This is a genomic window from Streptomyces kaniharaensis (assembly GCF_009569385.1).
Taxonomy (GTDB): domain Bacteria; phylum Actinomycetota; class Actinomycetes; order Streptomycetales; family Streptomycetaceae; genus Kitasatospora; species Kitasatospora kaniharaensis.
Genome location: NZ_WBOF01000001.1, coordinates 2381688 through 2399784, shown reverse-complemented (window position 1 = coordinate 2399784; position 18097 = coordinate 2381688). Strand labels below are relative to the sequence as shown.

The window sequence follows — 18097 nt, the reverse complement described above, 5'->3', positions numbered from 1 at the left end:
GTTCCGGCAAGGAAACGAAGTCGGAGGAGGCGGGGCACCGCATGGACGCAGGGCTCAAGCGCGAGCTGGAGGCGAAGGTCCACTCGGGTGAGCGGCTGACCCGCGAGGACGGGATCGCGCTCTACGAGAGCGACGACCTGGCCTGGCTGGGCGGCCTGGCCCACCACGTGCGGACCCGGAAGAACGGCGACGTCGTCCACTTCAACGTCAACCGCCACCTCAACATGACCAACGTGTGCAGCGCCTCCTGCGCCTACTGCTCGTTCCAGCGCAAGCCGGGCGAGAAGGACGCCTACACGATGCGTATCGAGGAGGCCGTCCGCCTCGCCAAGGCGATGGAGGTCGAGTCCCTCACCGAGCTGCACATCGTCAACGGCCTGCACCCGACCCTGCCGTGGCGTTACTACCCGCGCTCGCTGCGGGAGCTGAAGGCGGCCCTGCCGAACGTCTCGCTGAAGGCCTTCACCGCCACCGAGATCCACTGGTTCGAGAAGATCAGCGGCCTGTCCGCCGACGAGATCCTCGACGAACTGATCGACGCCGGCCTGGAGTCGCTGACCGGCGGCGGCGCGGAGATCTTCGACTGGGAGGTCCGCCAGCACATCGTCGACCACGACACCCACTGGGAGGACTGGTCACGGATCCACCGCCTCGCCCACAGCAAGGGCCTCAAGACGCCCTGCACCATGCTGTACGGCCACATCGAGGAGCCCCGCCACCGGGTGGACCACGTGCTGCGGCTGCGCGAGCTCCAGGACGAGACCGGCGGCTTCCAGGTCTTCATCCCGCTGCGCTACCAGCACGACTTCCACGACTCCAAGGACGGCGTCGTGCGCAACCGGCTGATGGAGCGCACCGAGATGGCCACCGGCGCCGAGGCGCTGAAGACGTTCGCGGTCTCCCGGCTGCTCTTCGACAACGTCCCGCACGTCAAGGTCTTCTGGGTGATGCACGGCGTCACCACCGCGCAGCTGGCGCTCAGCCACGGCGCGGACGACATGGACGGCTCGGTCGTCGAGTACAAGATCACCCACGACGCGGACAACTTCGGCACCCCGAACAAGCTCGGCCGCGACGACCTGCTCGGCCTGATCCGCGACGCCGGCTTCCGCCCCGTCGAGCGCAACACCCGCTACGAGGTGATCCGCGAGTACGAGGGCCCGGACCCGATGCGCCGTGAGGCCCCGCAGGCGATGCGCCTCTGACCCTCCCCCACCTGCCGTTTCCCGCCTCCCGGGCCGCACCGCCGGCCCGGGGGGCGGTCGTCTTCACGGCTCCCGCACAACGACCCGGGTTTACCAACGGGTACGGCATTTGGCAGGATCATCGGTATGTCCGGTTCTCATAGCGTCACCACGTACCCGTCGTACGAGCCGATGCCGGAGCCGGTGTACGGGGTGCCGCAGCAGTCGTACGAGGCATATGACGAGTCGTACGGGACGTATGAGCCGTACCAGCAGCCGGTCCAGCAGGACCACTACGGCGACTACCAGGCGTACCAGTCGTACGAGCAGTATCCACAGGCCGATGACGGGTACTCCGATGCGTACGACGAGTCGTACCAGTCGTACGAGCCCGAGCCGGAGCCCGCCTTCGAACCGGAGCCCGCCTTCGATCCGACGGCCGAGCTCGAACCCCGCCCCGCCGCCGCGGCCCCGGAGGGTGCCAGGACGGCTGCCCGCGGTCGCCGCCGCAAGGCCAAGCAGAAACGTCACGGCAAGGCGGTGATGGCCGGCACCGCGCTCCTCGTCGCGGCCGCCGCCGGCTGGTACACCGTCGGCCAGGACACCGCCAAGCCCGGCGTCACCGCCGCCGACGGCCCCGGCCCGGAGGGCGTCAGCAAGCCCGACCAGCCCGCCCCGGACGCCGCCCGGCCCGCCGCCGCCCAGGCCGCCGCCGACCGGCAGTCCGACACCGCCGCCGCCGGCCGCGGCGAGTCCCGCCCCGACGGCTCGCTGGCCGCGATACCCGGCCTCGGCGCCGCCTTCACCGCCAAGATCCCGGCCGAGACCAGCCAGGTGGTGCTCGCCTCGGGCCAGGGCAAGGACACCGACAAGAACACCGTCACCGTCTGGACCAGGACCCCCGAGGGCCGCTGGCTGGCCGGCGAGACCTGGCAGGGCCACAACGGCAAGAACGGCTGGACCACCGACCACCACGAGGGCGACCTGCGCAGCCCGATCGGCGTCTTCACCCTCACCGACGCCGGCGGCCGCATCGCCGACCCCGGCAGCAAGCTCCCCTACGACCGGGACCCGAGCTTCGTCGTCTCCGGGACGGGCTTCTTCGGCGACCAGCTGGCCGGCTCCTTCGACTACGTCGTCGCGATCAACTACAACCGCGTGCCGGGCAACTCCCCGCTCGACCCGCGGCGCCCGAACGGCTCCTCCAAGGGCGGCGGCATCTGGCTCCACGTCGACCACGACGGCCCCACCCACGGCTGCGTGTCCATCCCCGAGGACAAGATGGCGCAGCTGATCCGCACCCTGAACCCGGCGGCCCACCCGGTGATCGTCATGGGCGACGCGGCCTCGCTGGCCGCTTGACCTCGGCGGACGCGCGAGGCGCACGACCCAGGCGCCGCAACGCCCCTTGTGGGCCTCCTACAGTTCGAGGGGGCGGATCCTGTAGCCGGTCGCGCCCCGCTGACCAGCGAGTAACCCGGTTGCATGGCACTATGAGCGGTTCGCGCATTGTGGCACTAGGCCACTACCAGCCCCCGAAGGTCCTCTCCAACGACGACCTGGCGGCGCTCGTCGACACCACCGACGAGTGGATCCGCAGCCGGGTGGGGATCAGGACCCGGCACATCGCCGAGGGTGAGACCCTCGTCGACCTCGCCACCGAGGCGGCGCAGAAGGCGCTGGCCCGCAGCGGCCGGACGGCCGACGAGATCGACCTGGTCGTCGTCGCCACCTGCACCGCGATCGAGCGCAGCCCCAACACGGCCGCCGCCGTGGCCGCCCGACTGGGCGTCCGCGCGCCCGCCGCGTACGACATCAACACGGTCTGCTCCGGCTTCTCGTACGCGCTGGCCACCGCGGACCACGCGATCCGGGCCGGGGCGGCGCGGCGCGCGTTGGTGATCGGCGCCGAGCGGATGTCCGACACCCTCGACTGGACCGACCGCTCGACCTGCGTGATCTTCGGCGACGGCGCCGGTGCCGCGGTCGTGGAGGCCCAGGAGGAGGGCGCCGAGCCCGGCATCGGCCCGGTGGTCTGGGGCTCCGAGCCGGAGCGGGGCGACGCCGTGGTGATCACGGGCTGGGATCCGGTGATCAGCCAGCAGGGCCAGTCGGTGTTCCGCTGGGCCACCACCCAGCTCGCCCCGCTGGCCCGGCAGGCCTGCGAGCGGGCCGGGATCGACCCGTCCGAGCTGAAGGGCTTCGTGCCGCACCAGGCCAACCTGCGGATCATCGACGCGATCGCGAAGAAGCTGGGTGCCCCCGACGCGGTGGTCGCCCGGGACGTGGTGGAGTCCGGCAACACCTCGGCCGCGTCCATCCCGCTGGCCTTCTCCAAGCTGGTCGAGCGCGGCGAGCTGTCGCCCGGCGATCCGGTGCTGCTGTTCGGCTTCGGCGGCGGCCTGGCCTACGCCGGCCAGGTGGTGCGCTGCCCGTAGGAGGCGGGAACGCGAACATGCCGGTGGGCGGGCACCCCGTGTGAGGGGCGCCCGCCCACCGGCATGTCTGGCTCCGGTGCGCGTGCGGTACGTCGGCGGACCTCCCCCGAGGACACGGCCGCCGTCCGTCGTTCCCCGGACAGGAGGCCGGGGCTGCGCGCGGAGCGGATGGTCGGATGAGCGGGTGGTCTACTTGGGCGCCTTCTTGCCGGTGACGCCCAGGTACACCAAGGGAGCGAGATTGGGCTTGAGGTCCTTGACCTTGACGCCCCAGGAGGTGAAGGCCTTCTGGTGCTCGGCCGCCGAGGCGAGCAGCGAGACCAGGGCCCCGGCGACGGCGTTCGGGTCGAGTGTCTTGTCGGCCTGCCCCTTCGCCTGGAGTTCCTTGACGGCATCCGCGAGCGGCTTGGCGACCGCGTTGAGGACGGTCATGCGGATCTTGAAGAACCGCTTGTCCCCTTCGGCGGCACCGAGCGTGACCACTCGGAGAATGGCGTCGTTCTTGCGCCAGAAGGCGAGGAATCCGTCGACCAGTTCTTCCGAAGTGGTCGGTCCGGACTTCCCTGCCCAGGACTTTCCGGTCACCAGCTCTTTGAGGGTGTCGGCGTCCTTGGCCATTTCCTCGGCGATTTCGAGGACTGCGCCCTCGACATCCGGGAAGTACTGGTAGAAGGTCGCGGGGGAGGTACCCGCCATACGGGCGACGTCGATGACCTTGACGTCCCGATAGGGCGACGTGCTGAGCATCTCGCGGAGGCAGTCGAGCAGCTTCTGCCGCGTCTCCTGTCCGCGTCGCCCGGCGACGCGACCGTCGACGGTGCGAACTTGTCCTGTCATGCCGTCAGCTTACCGTGGCACGATCTTGGCGCGATTCGGTGATGCGACTATTACTCCGCCCGGGGGGGTTGGTATAGGGCCGCGAAGCACTTCGGACGGATATTCACGGCGCTCTGGCGGCTTCGTTGTCGCCCCCCCGTGTGCTTTCGATCTCACAGCGTGACGTCGAGTCCGCTGAGGGGTGATCGGGTGACCGAGCGTGACGGATTCGGAAGGTGTGTGATCGGCCGCCCGTGAGAGCGGTGGACGGCCCGGGCGCAAGCCGGACCCGGAGCTGGCGTCAGAATCCGGCCGTTCCGCCGCCACTGACCTGGCAGCGTCCGCCCGGAGCCCGCCCGGACCCTCTGCCCGGGCTCCGGCCAGGTGAGGTTGGAGATGGGCCGGGCCGCCATGGAGAATCGGGTCCGGCACCCCGCGGCGGGTGCGGAAACGGGGAGGTGGCAGCGGAGTGGACCAGCTGACGGCGCACGATCCGAGGCGGATCGGGCCCTTCGAGGTGCTGGGGCGACTCGGCGCGGGCGGGATGGGCCTGGTCTACCTGGCCCGCTCCGCCTCCGGCCGGCGGGTGGCCATCAAGACCGTCCGGGGGGAGCTGGCCGAGGACGAGCTGTTCCGGGTCCGTTTCGCCCGGGAGATCGCGGCGGCCAAGACGGTCGGCGGCTTCTACACCGCGGCCGTCGTGGACGCCGACGCCGACGCCAGGGTGCCCTGGCTGGCCACGGCGTACATCCCGGCGCCGTCCCTGGAGGACCTGGTCGAGGAGTGCGGCCCGCTGCCGGTGGACGCCACGCGCTGGCTGGTCGCCGGCATCGCCGAGGCGCTGCAGTCCATCCACGCCGCCGGGCTGATCCACCGGGACCTGAAGCCCTCCAACGTCCTGGTGGTCGAGGACGGCCCGAAGGTGATCGACTTCGGCATCGCGGCCGGCGTGTCGAGCACTCGGCTCACCATGACTAACGTCGCCGTCGGCACCCCCGCCTACATGTCGCCCGAGCAGGCCCGGGACAGCCGGACCGTGCGCGGCGCCAGCGACGTCTTCTCGCTCGGCTCGCTGATGGTGTTCTGCGCCACCGGGCACCCGCCGTACCGCGGCTCCAACCCGGTCGAGACGGTGTTCCAGCTGCTGCGCGAGCAGCCCGACTACTCCGGGATGCCGCCCGAGCTGATGGACCTGGTCCGCGCCTGCATGCGGCCCTCGCCCGAGCACCGGCCCACCCCGGCGCAGATCCAGGCCGAGCTGGCTCCGCACCTGTTCTCCCGGGACGACGCCTCCGGCGAGGCCGGGGACTGGCTCCCGGCCAACGCGCTGGAGCTGATCGAGCGCAAGCGCGGCCGGCGCACGACAGCCCCGCCGCCCCCACCGGCCCGGCCCGAGCCGCAGGCCGCACCCGCCCGGCCCGAGCCGCCGCAGTCGCACCAGCAGGTGCCGGCCCAGCGCCCCGGCCCGGCGGACCCGCGCACCCAGCATCCGGGCGGGCAGCCCCCGCCCCCGTTCGGGCCGGTGCACGCGGTCCGTCCCGGTACGGCCTCCGAGGCCGAGATCGCCACCGAGAAGATCCGCTCCCCCAACAAGCACCGTGCGCCGACCAACGCCGGCGCCGAGGTACGGCTGCCCGGCGCCTCGGTGCGGATAGGCCCGGGGCCGCGGGCCGAGCACGAGCAGCCCGTCCCGGGGGCCGCGCCGGCCGCGACCGACTGGGTCCGGCGGACGGCGCCGCAGCCGGCCCCGGCGCAGCCCCCGGCGCCGCGCTGGCGGCCCTGGCGGTTCCGGATGTCCAACGACGTCTGGGGCACCCCGGTGGTCGCCGACGGCACGCTGTTCGTCTCCAGCTTCGAGGTGCACGCGCTGGACATCGCCTCCGGCCAGCGCCGCTACAAGACCCGGGACGTGGCCTGGGCGCTCGCCGTGGACGCCGGCCGGGTGCACGCCGCAGACGGCCCGCACCTGTACACCGTCGACGTCGCGGACGGCACCGAGCGCTGGCGCACCTCGCTGGACGGCTGGGTCTACTCGCTGTCCGCCGCCGACGGCGTGCTCTGCTGCGGCGTCCGGGGCGGCGGCGTCCAGCTGCGCTCGGCCGCCACCGGCGCCGAGCTGTGGCGCGCCGACGACGCCCAGCAGGACTACGAGAACCCGCAGTCCGGCCCGGTCCTGGTGGCCGGCGCCGCGTACTACTACGGCGCCGGGCGGCTGCGCAGCGTGGACCCGCGCGGCGCGGGCCTGCGCTGGTCCTTCCCGGTCGGCGAGGACGTCCCCTCGCACCCGGTCGAGCGCGGCGGCGTGCTGTACGTGACGGCCGGCACCCGGGTGTACGCGCTGGACGCGGCCACCGGCGTGGAGCGCTGGCGCTTCGAGGCCCCGGTGGTGCTGTTCACCCCGCCCGCGCTGGACGCCGACGCGGTCTACGTGGCCGACTACCTGGGCACGGTGTACGCGCTGGACGCGGCCACCGGGCGGGACCGCTGGCGCGGTGTCACCGGCAGCCGGCAGGGCGCCGAGCCGGTGGTCGTCGGCGACGGCATGGTGCTGGTCGGCAGCGGCGAGGTGCTGTACGCCTTCGAGGCGTCTTCTGGCCGGGAGCGCTGGCGCTACACCGCGCGCGGCGAGATCGTCGGCTCACCGGCGGTCGCGGACGGCCTGGTCCACCTGGGCAGCCGGGACCACTCGCTGCACACCGTGGACCTGGCGACCGGTCAGCTGCGCTGGGAGCTCGGCACCAAGGGCGAGCTCACCGGCTCCCCGGTGGCGGTCGGCGGGCGGGTCTTCGTCGGTTCCAAGGACCGCTGCGTCTACGCGCTGGACGCCTTCTACGGCACGGCGGTGCCCGCCCAGTAGGACGGGTCAGGCCCGGCGGGCCTCCGGGTGGCGCAGGCACCAGCCCTCCCACGCGGAGGCGACCATCTCGGCGACGTCGTGGCGGGCGTGCCAGCCCAGCTCGCGGTGGATCAGGTCGGCCGAGGCCACCACCCGGGCCGGGTCGCCGGCGCGGCGCGGGGTCACCTCGGCGGTGGTGTCGCGGCCGGTGACCTCGCCGATCAGCGCCAGCATCTCGCGGACGCTGACGCCCTCGCCGCGGCCGATGTTGAGCACCAGCGCGGTCTCGCCCGGCGGGTCCTCGGCGAGCCGCCGGGCCGCCGCGACGTGGGCGGACGCGACGTCGGCGACGTGGATGAAGTCGCGGACGCAGGTGCCGTCCGGGGTCGGGTAGTCGGCGCCGAAGATCCGCGGCGCCCGGCCGGCCGTGAGCCGCTCGAAGACCATCGGGACCAGGTTGTGGACCCCGGTGTCGGCCAGCTCGGGCGCGCCGGCGCCGGCCACGTTGAAGTACCGCAGCGACGCGGTCGAGATGCCGTGCGCCCGCCCGGCCGCCGCGACCAGCCACTCGCCGGCCAGCTTGGTCTCGCCGTACGGGTTCATCGGCGCGCACGGGGTGGTCTCGGTGACCAGGTCGACGTCCGGCATGCCGTAGACGGCGGCGGAGGACGAGAACAGGAAGCGCCGGACCCCTTCGTCGGCGGCGGCCTCCAGCACGGTCTGCAGGCCGATCATGTTCTCGCGGTAGTACAGGAACGGCTGCTCGACCGACTCGCCGACCTGCTTCTTGGCGGCGAAGTGCAGTATGCCCGTCACCGCGTGCTCGCGGATGGCGGCGGCCACCACGGCCCGGTCCAGCGTGGATCCCCTGACCAGGGCGACGCCGGCCGGCAGCCGGCTCGGGTGGCCGGAGCTGAGGTCGTCCAGGACGGCCACGCGTTCGCCGGCGTCGAGCAGCTGACGGACCACGTGCCCGCCGATGTATCCGGCACCACCAGTGATCAACCAGGTCATGGCCCGATCCTAGGCCGTTCCGCACGGGTCCGGGCGGTCAGGCGAGTCGAGCCGCCGATTCGGACAAACTCGGTGAAATGCTGACAAAGACTTCTGCGCTCTCAGCCTTGTGACGAATCGGAGGCAGCCACGGTGAGCCGAACGAAGGAACACGACAGCCCCCTCCCCGCCGGTCCGCGGCCGACCGGGCCGAAGGCCGTCCACGGACGGCTGCACGCCCCGGGCCCGGTCGCCGCGCTGACCGCCCTGGCGCTGGCCGCTCTCGCCCCGGCCGGGTGCAGCAGCAGCAGCCCGTCCTCGTCCTCCTCGCCCTCCTCCCCGGGCTCCCCGGCGGCCTCCTCCGGCACGTCCAAGCCCTCCTCCCCGGCCTCCCAGCCGGGCGGCGGGAACCAGCTCCAGGACGCCTACCAGAAGGTGATCGCCGACGTGCTGCCCTCCGTGGTGCAGATCACCACCGGCGAGAGCCTCGGCTCAGGGATCGTCTACGACGACAAGGGCGACATCGTCACCAACGCCCACGTCGTCGGCACCGCGACCAACTTCATCGTCACGCTGGCCAACAGCGCCAAGCCGCTGGACGCCACGCTGGTCGCCAGCTACCCCGACTCCGACCTCGCGGTGATCAGGCTCGGCAGCCCGCCGGGCGGCCTCAGACCCGCCAGCTTCGGCGACTCGGGCAAGGTCAAGCTCGGCCAGATCACGCTCGCCATGGGCAGCCCGCTCGGGCTCGCCGGCAGCGTCACCCAGGGCATCGTCTCGGCCATCGGGCGGACCGTCACCGAGCCCAGGACCGCCGGTTCGCCGGGCGCCACCATCGGCAACATGGTGCAGACCTCGGCCGCGATCAACCCGGGCAACAGCGGCGGCGCGCTGGTCAACCTGGACAGCCAGGTGATCGGCATCAACACCCTCGCGGCGACCGAGCCGATGTCCAACGGCGCCGCCGCACCCGGCATCGGCTTCGCCATCCCGGCGTCCACCATCACCAACATCGCCGACCAGCTGATCAAGCAGGGCAAGGTCACCAACTCCGGCCGGGCCGCGCTCGGCATCACCGCCCGGACCGCCTTCGACCAGCAGTTCCAGCCGACCGGTGCGGTCATCGTGGCGGTCAGCCCCGGCGGACCGGCCGCCTCGGCGGGGCTCCAGCCCGGGGACGTCATCACCAGGATCGGCGACATCCCGGTCGACACGCTGAACGCCCTCACCACCGCGCTCGCCTCGCTCACCCCGGGGACCAAGGTCACCGTCACCTACACGCGGGACGGCAAGTCCCAGACCGCCGACGTCACCCTCGGCACGCTGGAGACGACGACGCCCTGACCCCGGTACGGCGCGCCGGAGCGCACACACCGCGCAAGGGTCCCGCGTCCGGCCGCCGTACCGGACCGGCGCCGGGGCTTCGTCACCTCCTCGACGAAGCCCCGGCGCCGTGCTGCGTGCAGTCGTGCCGTCTGCGGTCGTGCTGCGCGAGGCCGTGCCGCGTGCAGGTGCTCAGTGGCGGGCGGCGCGAGTGCGCCAGGGCAGCTCGACGGCGACGGTCGTCGGGCCGCCCGCCGGGCTCTCCACCACGAACATCCCGTCCACCGCCTGCACCCGCTCGGCCAGTCCGGCCAGGCCGCTGCCCGGGCAGGCGGCCGCGCCGCCCTTGCCGTCGTCCTGGACCAGCAGCATCAGCTGGTCGTCGGAGCGCCAGACCTCCACCGAGGCCGTCCGGGCGCCGGCGTGCTTGGAGACGTTGGTCAGCAGCTCGCTGACCGTGAAGTAGGCGATGCCCTCGACCGCCGAGTCCGGGCGCTCGGCCGTGCCGTCCGGCCCGCGCAGGTCGACGTTCACCCTGACCCCGCCGGGGACGGTGCAGCGCGCGGCCACCGAGGAGAGGGCCGCGTCGAGGCCGCGGTCGGTGAGCACCGCCGGGTGGATGCCGCGGGCCAGGTCGCGCAGCTCCCGCAGAGCCAGCTTCACCTCGCCGTGCGCGCTGTCGACCATCGCGGCGGCGGCGGCCATGTCCTCGGGGGTCTCCACCTCGCGGATCCGCTCCTTGGCCATGCCGAGGTCCATCGCCAGGGCGACCAACCGGGCCTGGGCACCGTCGTGCAGGTCGCGCTCGATCCGGCGCAGGTCGGCGGCGGCGGTGTCGACCACGGTGCCGCGGTCCTCCTCCAGCTCGCGGACGCGCTCGGACAGGGCGCCCGGGTGGAGCAGCACCTCGACCAGCATCCGGTCCACCGTGGCCAGGAACCGGACCACCCACGGCAGCGCCGGCCAGAGCGCCACGGTGCAGAGCAGGGTGACGACGAAGCTCAGCACGCCCCACGGCAGCAGCAGCACGTTGTAGAGCGCCGAACGCCAGCTCAGCGCATCGGTGAGATGGGCGATCGCGTACCCCGCGAAGCCGGGCCGGCGCCGGCGCACCGGCTCCGGCTCGCGCACCTTGGAGCCGTACGCGGAGCGGGCCCGGCCGCGGGCGATCGCCCCGAGCCGGCGGCAGCCGGCCAGCCCGGCGGCCAGCAGCGGCAGACCGACCACGGTGATCGCCAGCGAGACGCCCACCGAGACCATCGTGATGGTGTAGACGAACCGTGCGATGCCGAGCGGCAGGTTGAGCAGCAGGTGCCCGGCCTGCCGCCACATCCGGGCGCCGTACAGCGGGGCGCGCTCCGTCCGTGCGTCCTGCTCCTTGCCGGCGGCCACGGCATGCCGTTGCCCAGGCTTCATCTGGATCCACCGTCCCTCGGGGTCGAGCTGGGGACCCAAGCTTCCCGAACCAGGAGCGGCCGGCGCCATGGGGGTGATACATCTCCCCGGGCGGGGGTTATCCCCACCCCGCCCGAGCAGCGGCGGCGGCGCGGGCGCGTCCCCCGGATGTCCACGTGGTGTCTTGCGGAGCGAGCAGGGTTCGGGGGAGGCCGAGCCGTCCCCTTAGACTCACGCATTGGCCATTGGTTATGACCGTGTAAAGAAACGCCGTACAACTGCCTTGAGGGGCGGTTCACGGCCGATGTGGAGGCGAAGGCATGGAGGGGCAGCAGGCGGCTGCCGTCGCGGCCGACCCGGCGGTCGGCAGCGGCTACTTCGACGCGTACGCCGCGATGGGCCTGCTCGCCGTCATCGGCGTGCTCTTCGTCGCCGTGGCGTTCACCGCCAACCGGCTGCTGCGCCCGGTGGTGTACTCGCCGGAGAAGCTCCTGACCTACGAGTGCGGCGTGGACCCGGTGGGGGAGGACTGGGCGCACACCCAGATCCGCTACTACGTGTACGCCTTCCTGTACGTGATCTTCGCGGTCGACGCGATCTACCTGTTCCCGTGGGCGACGGTCTTCGCCACCGCCGGGTACGGCGCCGCGACGCTGATCGAGATGTTCCTCTTCATCGGCTTCCTCGCGGTCGGGCTGCTCTACGCCTGGAAGAAGGGCGTTCTGGAATGGACGTGACGCACAACCACTCGCACGCCGTCCCCGGCGGACCGGTTCCGCTGGGACTCCCGGACCCGGCGCGCCCCGGCGCCGTCGAACGGCGCGGCATCGGCCCGCTGGCCCGGCTCGCGCCGGACCCGGTCAAGGTCGTGCTCAACTGGGGCCGGCGGTACAGCCTCTGGTGCTTCAACTTCGGGCTGGCCTGCTGCGCGATCGAGTTCATCGCCGCGTCCATGGCCAAGCACGACTTCATCCGGATGGGTGTCATTCCGTTCGCCCCCGGCCCTCGGCAGGCCGATCTGATGATCGTCTCGGGGACGGTGACCGACAAGATGGCGCCCGCCGTCAAGCGCCTCTACGAGCAGATGCCCGAGCCGAAGTACGTCATCTCCTTCGGCGCCTGCTCCAACTCCGGCGGCCCCTACTGGGACTCCTACTCGGTGACCAAGGGCGTGGACCAGATCATCCCGGTCGACGTCTACGTGCCCGGCTGCCCGCCCCGGCCGGAGGCGCTGCTCCAGGGCATCCTCAAGCTCCAGGAGAAGATCGCCGCCGAGTCGCTGCCCGGCCGCTACACCGCGCCCGCCGCGGCGCTGCGCCGCCCGCTGGTGGCCGCGCCGCGTTCCTCGGAAGGGGGAGCCTCGTGACCACGGCCGAGCAGTACGCGGCGTCGGTCGGGGAGTGGGCGACCGGCGCCGAGGCGTACGGGCTGATCACCGTCGACGTGCCCGCCGAGCACTGGATCGAGGCGCTCACCAACGCCCGTGACGTGCTGGGCCTCGGCTTCTTCGACTGGCTGAGCGCCGTCGACGAGCTGGCCGAGGGCTTCTCCGTGATCGCGCACCTGGCCTCCGCCGAGGGGCACTCGGTGCGCCACCTGGCGCTGCGCACCCGCGTGCCGCGGGACAAGGCCGCGCTGCCGACCGCCGTGCCGGTGTACGCCGGCGCCGCGTGGCACGAGCGCGAGACCCACGAGATGTTCGGCATCGACTTCCCCGGGCACCCCTACCTGGCCACCCTGCTGCTGCCCGACGGCTTCGAGGGGCACCCGCTGCGCAAGGAGTTCGTCCTCGCGGCCCGGGTCGCCAAGGCCTGGCCGGGCGCCAAGGAGCCGGGCGAGTCGGACCACGGCGACGGGCCGGCCCGTCGCAAGATGCAGCCGGCCGGCGTGCCGGACCCGAACGAGTGGGGGCCGCTCAAGGGCACCCTGCCGCCGGTCGCCGAACGGCCCGCGCGCGGTGCGCGGGCGGCGGGCGCGGCGGCGCGGACGCCACGGGCGGCCGCTGCCGCCGGAGCCGAGGGCGCGCCCGTGCGGGCGGACCGTCCGCGGCGGACGCGGTCGGTCTCCGAGGGGTCGGCCAGCCAGGCGGCGGAGCCGGCCGCGGACGCGGGCGGTGACACGCCCCCGGTGCGGGCGGACCGTCCTCGGCGGACCCGGTCGGTCTCCGAGGGGTCGGCCAGCCAGGCCGCCGAGCCGGCTGCTGCTGAGCCGGTAGCTTCCGAGCCGGCTGTTGCCGAGCCCGGTGCGCCGAAGGCCGTGCGCCCGGCGCCCGCGCGGACCCAGTCCTCCGACGCGCCCTGGCACAACCCGGTGCCGGCGCACGACGAGCCCGCGAAGCCCGTCGAGGAGCCTGCCGAGGAGCCGGCCGAGAAGAAGGACCGGAAGGACGACACGTCGGCCGCCCCGGCCGACCAGGACGGAGACGGCGCGTGAACCTGCTCGACACGGTGCTGCGCTGCGTCGCCACGCTCGTCGTCTTCCTCGTCTTCCCGCTGGTCATCGGGCAGACCGAGCACAAGGTCATGGCGCACATGCAGGGCCGGCTCGGCCCGATGTACGCCGGCGGCTTCCACGGCTGGGCGCAGCTCGTCGCCGACGGCGTGAAGTTCGCCCAGAAGGAGGACATCGTCCCCGCCGGGGCGGACCGCCGGATCTTCCAGCTGGCGCCCGCCGTGTCGCTGCTGCCGTACCTTTTCGTGCTGCTGGCGATCCCGATCGGACCGGACGGCTTCGTCGGCCAGGCGATCGACGCCGGCCTGTTCTTCGTGCTGGCCGTGATGGGCGTCGGCGTGATCGGCAAGCTGATGGCCGGCTGGGCGTCGGCGAACAAGTTCTCGCTGCTCGGCGGTCTGCGCACGGCCGCCCAGCTGATGTCGTACGAGCTGCCGATGGTGCTGGCCGCGGCCTCGGTGGCGATGGCCGCCGGGACGCTGTCGCTGCCCGGGATCGTGGACGCCTGGCAGTGGTACTGGCTGCCGTGGCAGATCATCGGCGCCTTCGTGTTCTTCACGGCCGGTCTGGCCGAGCTTCAGCGCCCGCCGTTCGACATGCCAATCGCCGACTCGGAGATCATCTTCGGCGCGTACACCGAGTACACCGGCCTGCGCTTCGCGTTCTTCCTGCTCTCCGAGTACGTGGGCATCCTGGTGGTGTCCGGGCTGACCGTCGTGCTCTTCCTCGGCGGCTGGCACGGCCCGCTGCCGGACCAGCTCGGCTGGCTCTGGACGATCCTGAAGACCCTCGCGCTGTCCTTCGTCGTGATCTGGCTGCGGGTGACCTACCCGCGGCTGCGCGAGGACCAGCTGATGCGCTTCGCGTGGACGGTGCTGATTCCGCTCGCCCTCGTCCAGCTGGCCCTCACCGGCATCATCAAGGTGGCGATCTCATGAGTTTCCCCGGTACCGGTCTGGCCAAGGGCCTGGCCGTGACCCTGCGGACGATGACGAAGAAGAGCGTCACCGCGCAGTACCCCGACGTGCAGCCGGTGCTGCCGCCGCGCTCGCGCGGCGTGATCGCGCTGCTGGAGGAGAACTGCACGGTGTGCATGCTCTGCGCGCGCGAGTGCCCGGACTGGTGCATCTACATCGACTCCCACAAGGAGACGCTGCCGGCCGCCGACCCGAACGCGCGCGCCCGCACGCGCAACGTGCTGGACCGCTTCGCGATCGACTTCTCGCTCTGCATGTACTGCGGGATCTGCATCGAGGTCTGCCCGTTCGACGCACTGTTCTGGTCGCCGGAGTTCGAGTACGCGGAGACCGACATCCTGGAGCTGACCCATGAGCGGGAGCGGCTCCGCGAGTGGATGTGGACCGTCCCCGCGCCGCCGGCGCTGGACCCGGCGGCCGAGGAGCCGAAGGAGATCGCCGCCGCGCGCAAGGCGGCGGACAAGCTGGCGGCCGCCACTGCGGCCGCTGCCGAGCAGAAGGGTGGGGCCGAATGAGTGGCGCCGCCCTGCTCGCGGCGACCGGCTCGCTGGAGCCGGCCGCCCGTTCGTTCCTGTCCCCGACCGGGGTGGAGATCGTCTTCCTGCTGGTCGGCATCGGCGTGCTCGGCTCGGCCGTCGTCGCCGTGACCACCCGGCAGCTGGTGCACGCCGCGCTCTGGCTGGTGGTCGCGCTCGGCGGGCTGGCGATCGAGTTCCTGCTGCTCACCGCCGAGTTCATCGCCTGGGTGCAGGTGCTGATCTACCTCGGCTCGGTGGTCGTCCTGGTCCTGTTCGGGCTGATGCTCACCAAGGCGCCGATCGGGCGCTCGCCGGACGCCGACTCCGGGAACCGCTGGGTCGCCCTCGTGGTGGCGCTGGCCTCCGCCGGGACGCTGGTGACGCTGGTCGTCGACGCCTTCCGGACCTCCTGGATCGGCCTCGGCTCGGGCGGCGGTTCGGCCGCCGTCACCGGGGCCAGCCTGTTCCGCACCTGGGTGCTGCCCTTCGAGGCGCTGTCCGTGCTGCTGCTGGCGGCGCTGGTCGGCGCGATCGTGCTGTCGCGCGGGTCGAAGCGGCGGGTGCCGGCGCCGCGGGCCGGCAAGCTGCGGGCCGGACGGCCGGTCGGCTCGAACGGGACCGTCGCCGCGACCGCGCCCCGACCGGCCGCACCTGCCGCTCCGGCTCCGTCGACCTCTGAGCAGGAGGGCTGATGCACCTCGCCTACCCCGCCGTCCTCGCCGCGCTGCTGTTCAGCGTCGGCGTGTACGGCGTGCTCGCCCGGCGCAACGCCATCCTCGTGCTGATGTCCGTCGAGCTGATGCTCAACGCCGTCAACCTGAACCTCGTCGCCTTCGACGCCTGGCTGCGGGACTCGCTGCACGCCGGCCAGGCGCTCACCCTGTTCACCATCACCATCGCCGCCGCCGAGATCGGCCTCGGGCTGGCCATCGTCCTGCTGCTGTTCCGGGCCCGGGGCACCGCGGACATCGACCGGGCCACCGCGCTCGGCGACCCGGCCGAGCCGCTGACCGAGGAGGCGCCGCCGGGAGCCGAGGCGCTGAAGGGCCAGGCCGCCGCATGAACCTCGCCCTGCCCGTTCTCGTCCCCGCGCTGCCCGCACTCGGCGCGGCCGCGACCCTGGCCACCGGCAAGAAGGCGCCCGGACTCGCCCGTCCGCTGGCGATCGTGCCGGTCGCCGTCTCGGCGGTGCTCGCCCTGGTGGTCGCGCTCCAGCTCGGCACCGGCCAGGCGCTCGACGCCGCCACCCGGCTCACCCCGACCGGCGGCCCGGACATCGCCCTGGCCATCCACCTGGACGGCTACAGCTCGCTGATCTCCGTGCTGGTCGGCCTGGTCGCCACCTGCGTCCAGGTCTACTCGACCGCGTACCTGAAGGAGGACCCGCGCTACCCCTCGTACGCGGCGCTGGTCTCGCTCTTCACCGCGGCGATGTTCCTGGTCGTCTACTCGGGCGACCTGATCGTGCTGCTGGTCGGCTGGGAAGTCATGGGCATCTGCTCGTACTTCCTGATCGGCCACCACTGGGAGACCGCGGACGCCCGCTCGGCCTCGCTGAAGGCGTTCCTGGTCACCAAGCTCGGCGACGTGCCGTTCCTGTTCGGGATCTTCCTGCTCGGCGCCGACGCCGGCAGCTTCCGGATCCCGGACGTGCTGGCCGCCGCCACCGACGGGAAGCTCGGCCACCCGACGCTGATCGCGCTGCTGCTGCTCGCCGGGGTGGCCGGCAAGAGCGCGCAGTTCCCGCTGCACACCTGGCTCCCGGACGCGATGGCCGGTCCGACGCCGGTGTCCGCGCTGATCCACGCGGCCACCATGGTCGCGGCCGGCATCTACCTGGTCGCCCGGCTGCTGCCGGTGTTCCTGCTGTCGGGCGCGGCGCTGGTGGTGCTCGCGGTGATGGCCGCCGTGACGATGATCGGTTCGGCGCTCTGCGCGCTCGCCCAGGACGACCTCAAGCGGGTGCTCGCCTACTCGACCGTCGGCCAGCTCGGCTACATGGCCGGTGCGCTGGCCAGCGGCGACCGCGAGGCCTCTGTCTTCCACCTGGTCAGCCACGGCGCCTTCAAGGCCCTGCTGTTCCTGGCCGCCGGCGTGGTGATCCACGCGGCGCACACCAACTCGATCTCCGCGATGTCCCGGATCCCGGGGCTGCGCAAGCGCGTGCCGGACGCCTACTGGACGACGGGCATCGCGCTGGTCGCCCTGGTGGGGCTGCCGCCGTTCTCCGGCTTCTTCAGCAAGGAGGCGGTGCTCGCCGCCGCCGAGCACGCCGCCAACGGCGAGGCGATGACCAACGGCCTCGGCCCCGCCTCGGCCGTTCCCGAGGCGGCCGGCTGGATCGTGCTGATCTCGGCCGCACTGACCGCGCTGCTCACCGCCGCCTACGCCACCCGGCTCTTCCTGGTCGCCTTCCACAGCCCGGCCGGGGCCGCGGCGCCGGCGAAGACCCCGGTGGCCCCGGCAGTCCTGGGGGCCTCGGCAGCCTCGGCGGCCGACCACGAGGCCGACGCGCCGTACTCGCCCGAGCTGGACGAGGCCGACCCGGCCACCGCCGAGCCGCCCGCGATGCGCTGGCCGCTCTGGGTGCTGGCGATCCCGACCATGGGCTTCGGTGTCGCCGGGCTGCGCTCCGACTGGCTGCCCGCGCTGCTGGACGGCGGCTCGCTTCGGCCGTCCGGCGTCACCGCCGTCACCGGCACCGGGCTCGCCGTGGCCGGCGTGCTGCTGGCGTACGGAGCCTGGCGCTCCGCCAGCGCGCGGCTCGGCGCCGGCCACCCGGCCCCGGCCTTCGCCGACCGGGCACCGGAGCAGGCCGGAGCCCCGGCCGTCGAGGTGATCACCGCCGACCCCGGGCGCACCCTGCTCGGCCCGCTGTTCGGCCCGGCCCGACACGGCTTCGGCGTCGACCAGCTCTACAGCGCGCTGTTCGTCCGCCCGGTGGCAGCCGCCGCCCAGCTGGTCCGCTTCCTCGACCGCGAGGTCGTCGAGACCTACGTCCGCGGCAGCGGGGCCGGCGCCAACCTGCTCGGCCGGGCCGTCCGGCTCGCGCAGACCGGCAACGCGCAGACCTACCTCAGCGCGCTGCTCGCCGGCGTCGTCCTGCTGGCCGTCCTGGTGGCGGTGTAGCGGATGCTGCTGTCCACCACCTCCTTCCCCCCGACCG

At 72.9% G+C, this 18097-nt stretch carries 16 protein-coding genes; 13 read left to right on the top strand and 3 right to left on the bottom strand.

Features of this window, described 5'->3' with window-relative positions:
• The first annotated feature begins 41 nt into the window (after positions 1 to 41).
• The 3 genes from mqnE to F7Q99_RS10865 all read left to right on the top strand — a co-directional run bounded on the left by mqnE (position 42) and on the right by F7Q99_RS10865 (position 3622).
• The gene (gene mqnE, locus F7Q99_RS10875) at positions 42 to 1205 is read left to right on the top strand and encodes an aminofutalosine synthase MqnE (protein ID WP_153461053.1); all 1164 of its coding nucleotides are present in this window, start codon (positions 42 to 44) and stop codon (positions 1203 to 1205) included.
• A 126-nt stretch (positions 1206 to 1331) separates the two neighbouring features.
• Positions 1332 to 2546, top strand: a complete 1215-nt coding sequence (locus tag F7Q99_RS10870; RefSeq protein ID WP_326846523.1) for a L,D-transpeptidase family protein — start codon at positions 1332 to 1334, stop codon at positions 2544 to 2546.
• Between the two features lie 131 nt (positions 2547 to 2677).
• Positions 2678 to 3622 (top strand): beta-ketoacyl-ACP synthase III, encoded by a 945-nt coding sequence (locus F7Q99_RS10865; RefSeq protein ID WP_153461052.1) that lies wholly within the window; start codon positions 2678 to 2680, stop codon positions 3620 to 3622.
• A gap of 189 nt (positions 3623 to 3811) precedes the next feature.
• Here F7Q99_RS10865 and F7Q99_RS10860 read toward each other — a convergent pair whose 3' ends face one another.
• Positions 3812 to 4459 (bottom strand): TetR family transcriptional regulator, encoded by a 648-nt coding sequence (locus F7Q99_RS10860; protein ID WP_153461051.1) that lies wholly within the window; start codon positions 4457 to 4459, stop codon positions 3812 to 3814.
• Positions 4460 to 4907: 448 nt separating this feature from the next.
• On the opposite strand from F7Q99_RS10860, the gene F7Q99_RS10855 reads away from it, so the two are divergent.
• A complete protein-coding gene (locus F7Q99_RS10855; RefSeq protein ID WP_326846522.1) occupies positions 4908 to 7295 on the top strand; it encodes an outer membrane protein assembly factor BamB family protein in 2388 nt (795 codons plus the stop codon).
• Between the two features lie 6 nt (positions 7296 to 7301).
• Here the strand turns inward: F7Q99_RS10855 and galE are convergent, their stop codons facing one another.
• The gene (galE, locus tag F7Q99_RS10850) at positions 7302 to 8288 is read right to left on the bottom strand and encodes a UDP-glucose 4-epimerase GalE (protein ID WP_153461050.1); all 987 of its coding nucleotides are present in this window, start codon (positions 8286 to 8288) and stop codon (positions 7302 to 7304) included.
• A 210-nt stretch (positions 8289 to 8498) separates the two neighbouring features.
• Between galE and F7Q99_RS10845 the strand changes: the two genes are divergently transcribed.
• Entirely contained in the window at positions 8499 to 9611 is a 1113-nt protein-coding gene (locus F7Q99_RS10845) for a S1C family serine protease (protein WP_195911216.1), read from the top strand.
• Between the two features lie 171 nt (positions 9612 to 9782).
• On the opposite strand, the gene F7Q99_RS10840 is transcribed toward F7Q99_RS10845, so the two are convergent.
• A complete protein-coding gene (locus F7Q99_RS10840) occupies positions 9783 to 11006 on the bottom strand; it encodes a sensor histidine kinase (protein WP_153461049.1) in 1224 nt (407 codons plus the stop codon).
• A 299-nt stretch (positions 11007 to 11305) separates the two neighbouring features.
• On the opposite strand from F7Q99_RS10840, the gene F7Q99_RS10835 reads away from it, so the two are divergent.
• Genes F7Q99_RS10835 through F7Q99_RS10800 form a run of 8 tightly spaced genes read left to right on the top strand, consistent with a single transcriptional unit; the run spans position 11306 to position 18060 of the window.
• Entirely contained in the window at positions 11306 to 11722 is a 417-nt protein-coding gene (locus F7Q99_RS10835; protein WP_153461048.1) for an NADH-quinone oxidoreductase subunit A, read from the top strand.
• Entirely contained in the window at positions 11713 to 12351 is a 639-nt protein-coding gene (locus tag F7Q99_RS10830; RefSeq protein WP_153461047.1) for an NADH-quinone oxidoreductase subunit B, read from the top strand. The genes F7Q99_RS10835 and F7Q99_RS10830 overlap by 10 nt, the downstream gene beginning before the upstream one ends.
• Complete coding sequence (locus F7Q99_RS10825) at positions 12348 to 13418, top strand: NADH-quinone oxidoreductase subunit C (protein WP_326846521.1); 1071 nt, start codon at positions 12348 to 12350, stop codon at positions 13416 to 13418. The genes F7Q99_RS10830 and F7Q99_RS10825 overlap by 4 nt, the downstream gene beginning before the upstream one ends.
• Positions 13415 to 14374, top strand: a complete 960-nt coding sequence (gene nuoH / locus F7Q99_RS10820; protein ID WP_407697765.1) for an NADH-quinone oxidoreductase subunit NuoH — start codon at positions 13415 to 13417, stop codon at positions 14372 to 14374. Before F7Q99_RS10825 ends, nuoH begins: the two co-directional genes overlap by 4 nt.
• Positions 14371 to 14928, top strand: coding sequence for a NuoI/complex I 23 kDa subunit family protein (locus F7Q99_RS10815; RefSeq protein WP_153461046.1), 558 nt, complete (start codon positions 14371 to 14373; stop codon positions 14926 to 14928). Before nuoH ends, F7Q99_RS10815 begins: the two co-directional genes overlap by 4 nt.
• On the top strand, positions 14925 to 15623 hold the full coding sequence (locus tag F7Q99_RS10810) for an NADH-quinone oxidoreductase subunit J family protein (RefSeq protein ID WP_153461045.1): 699 nt from the start codon (positions 14925 to 14927) through the stop codon (positions 15621 to 15623). The genes F7Q99_RS10815 and F7Q99_RS10810 overlap by 4 nt, the downstream gene beginning before the upstream one ends.
• Positions 15623 to 15994 carry an NADH-quinone oxidoreductase subunit NuoK gene (nuoK, locus tag F7Q99_RS10805; RefSeq protein WP_153461044.1) on the top strand — a complete coding sequence of 124 codons (372 nt, stop codon included), beginning with the start codon at positions 15623 to 15625 and terminating at the stop codon, positions 15992 to 15994. The genes F7Q99_RS10810 and nuoK overlap by 1 nt, the downstream gene beginning before the upstream one ends.
• Positions 15991 to 18060 carry an NADH-quinone oxidoreductase subunit 5 family protein gene (locus F7Q99_RS10800; protein WP_153461043.1) on the top strand — a complete coding sequence of 690 codons (2070 nt, stop codon included), beginning with the start codon at positions 15991 to 15993 and terminating at the stop codon, positions 18058 to 18060. The genes nuoK and F7Q99_RS10800 overlap by 4 nt, the downstream gene beginning before the upstream one ends.
• The last annotated feature ends 37 nt before the right edge of the window (positions 18061 to 18097 follow it).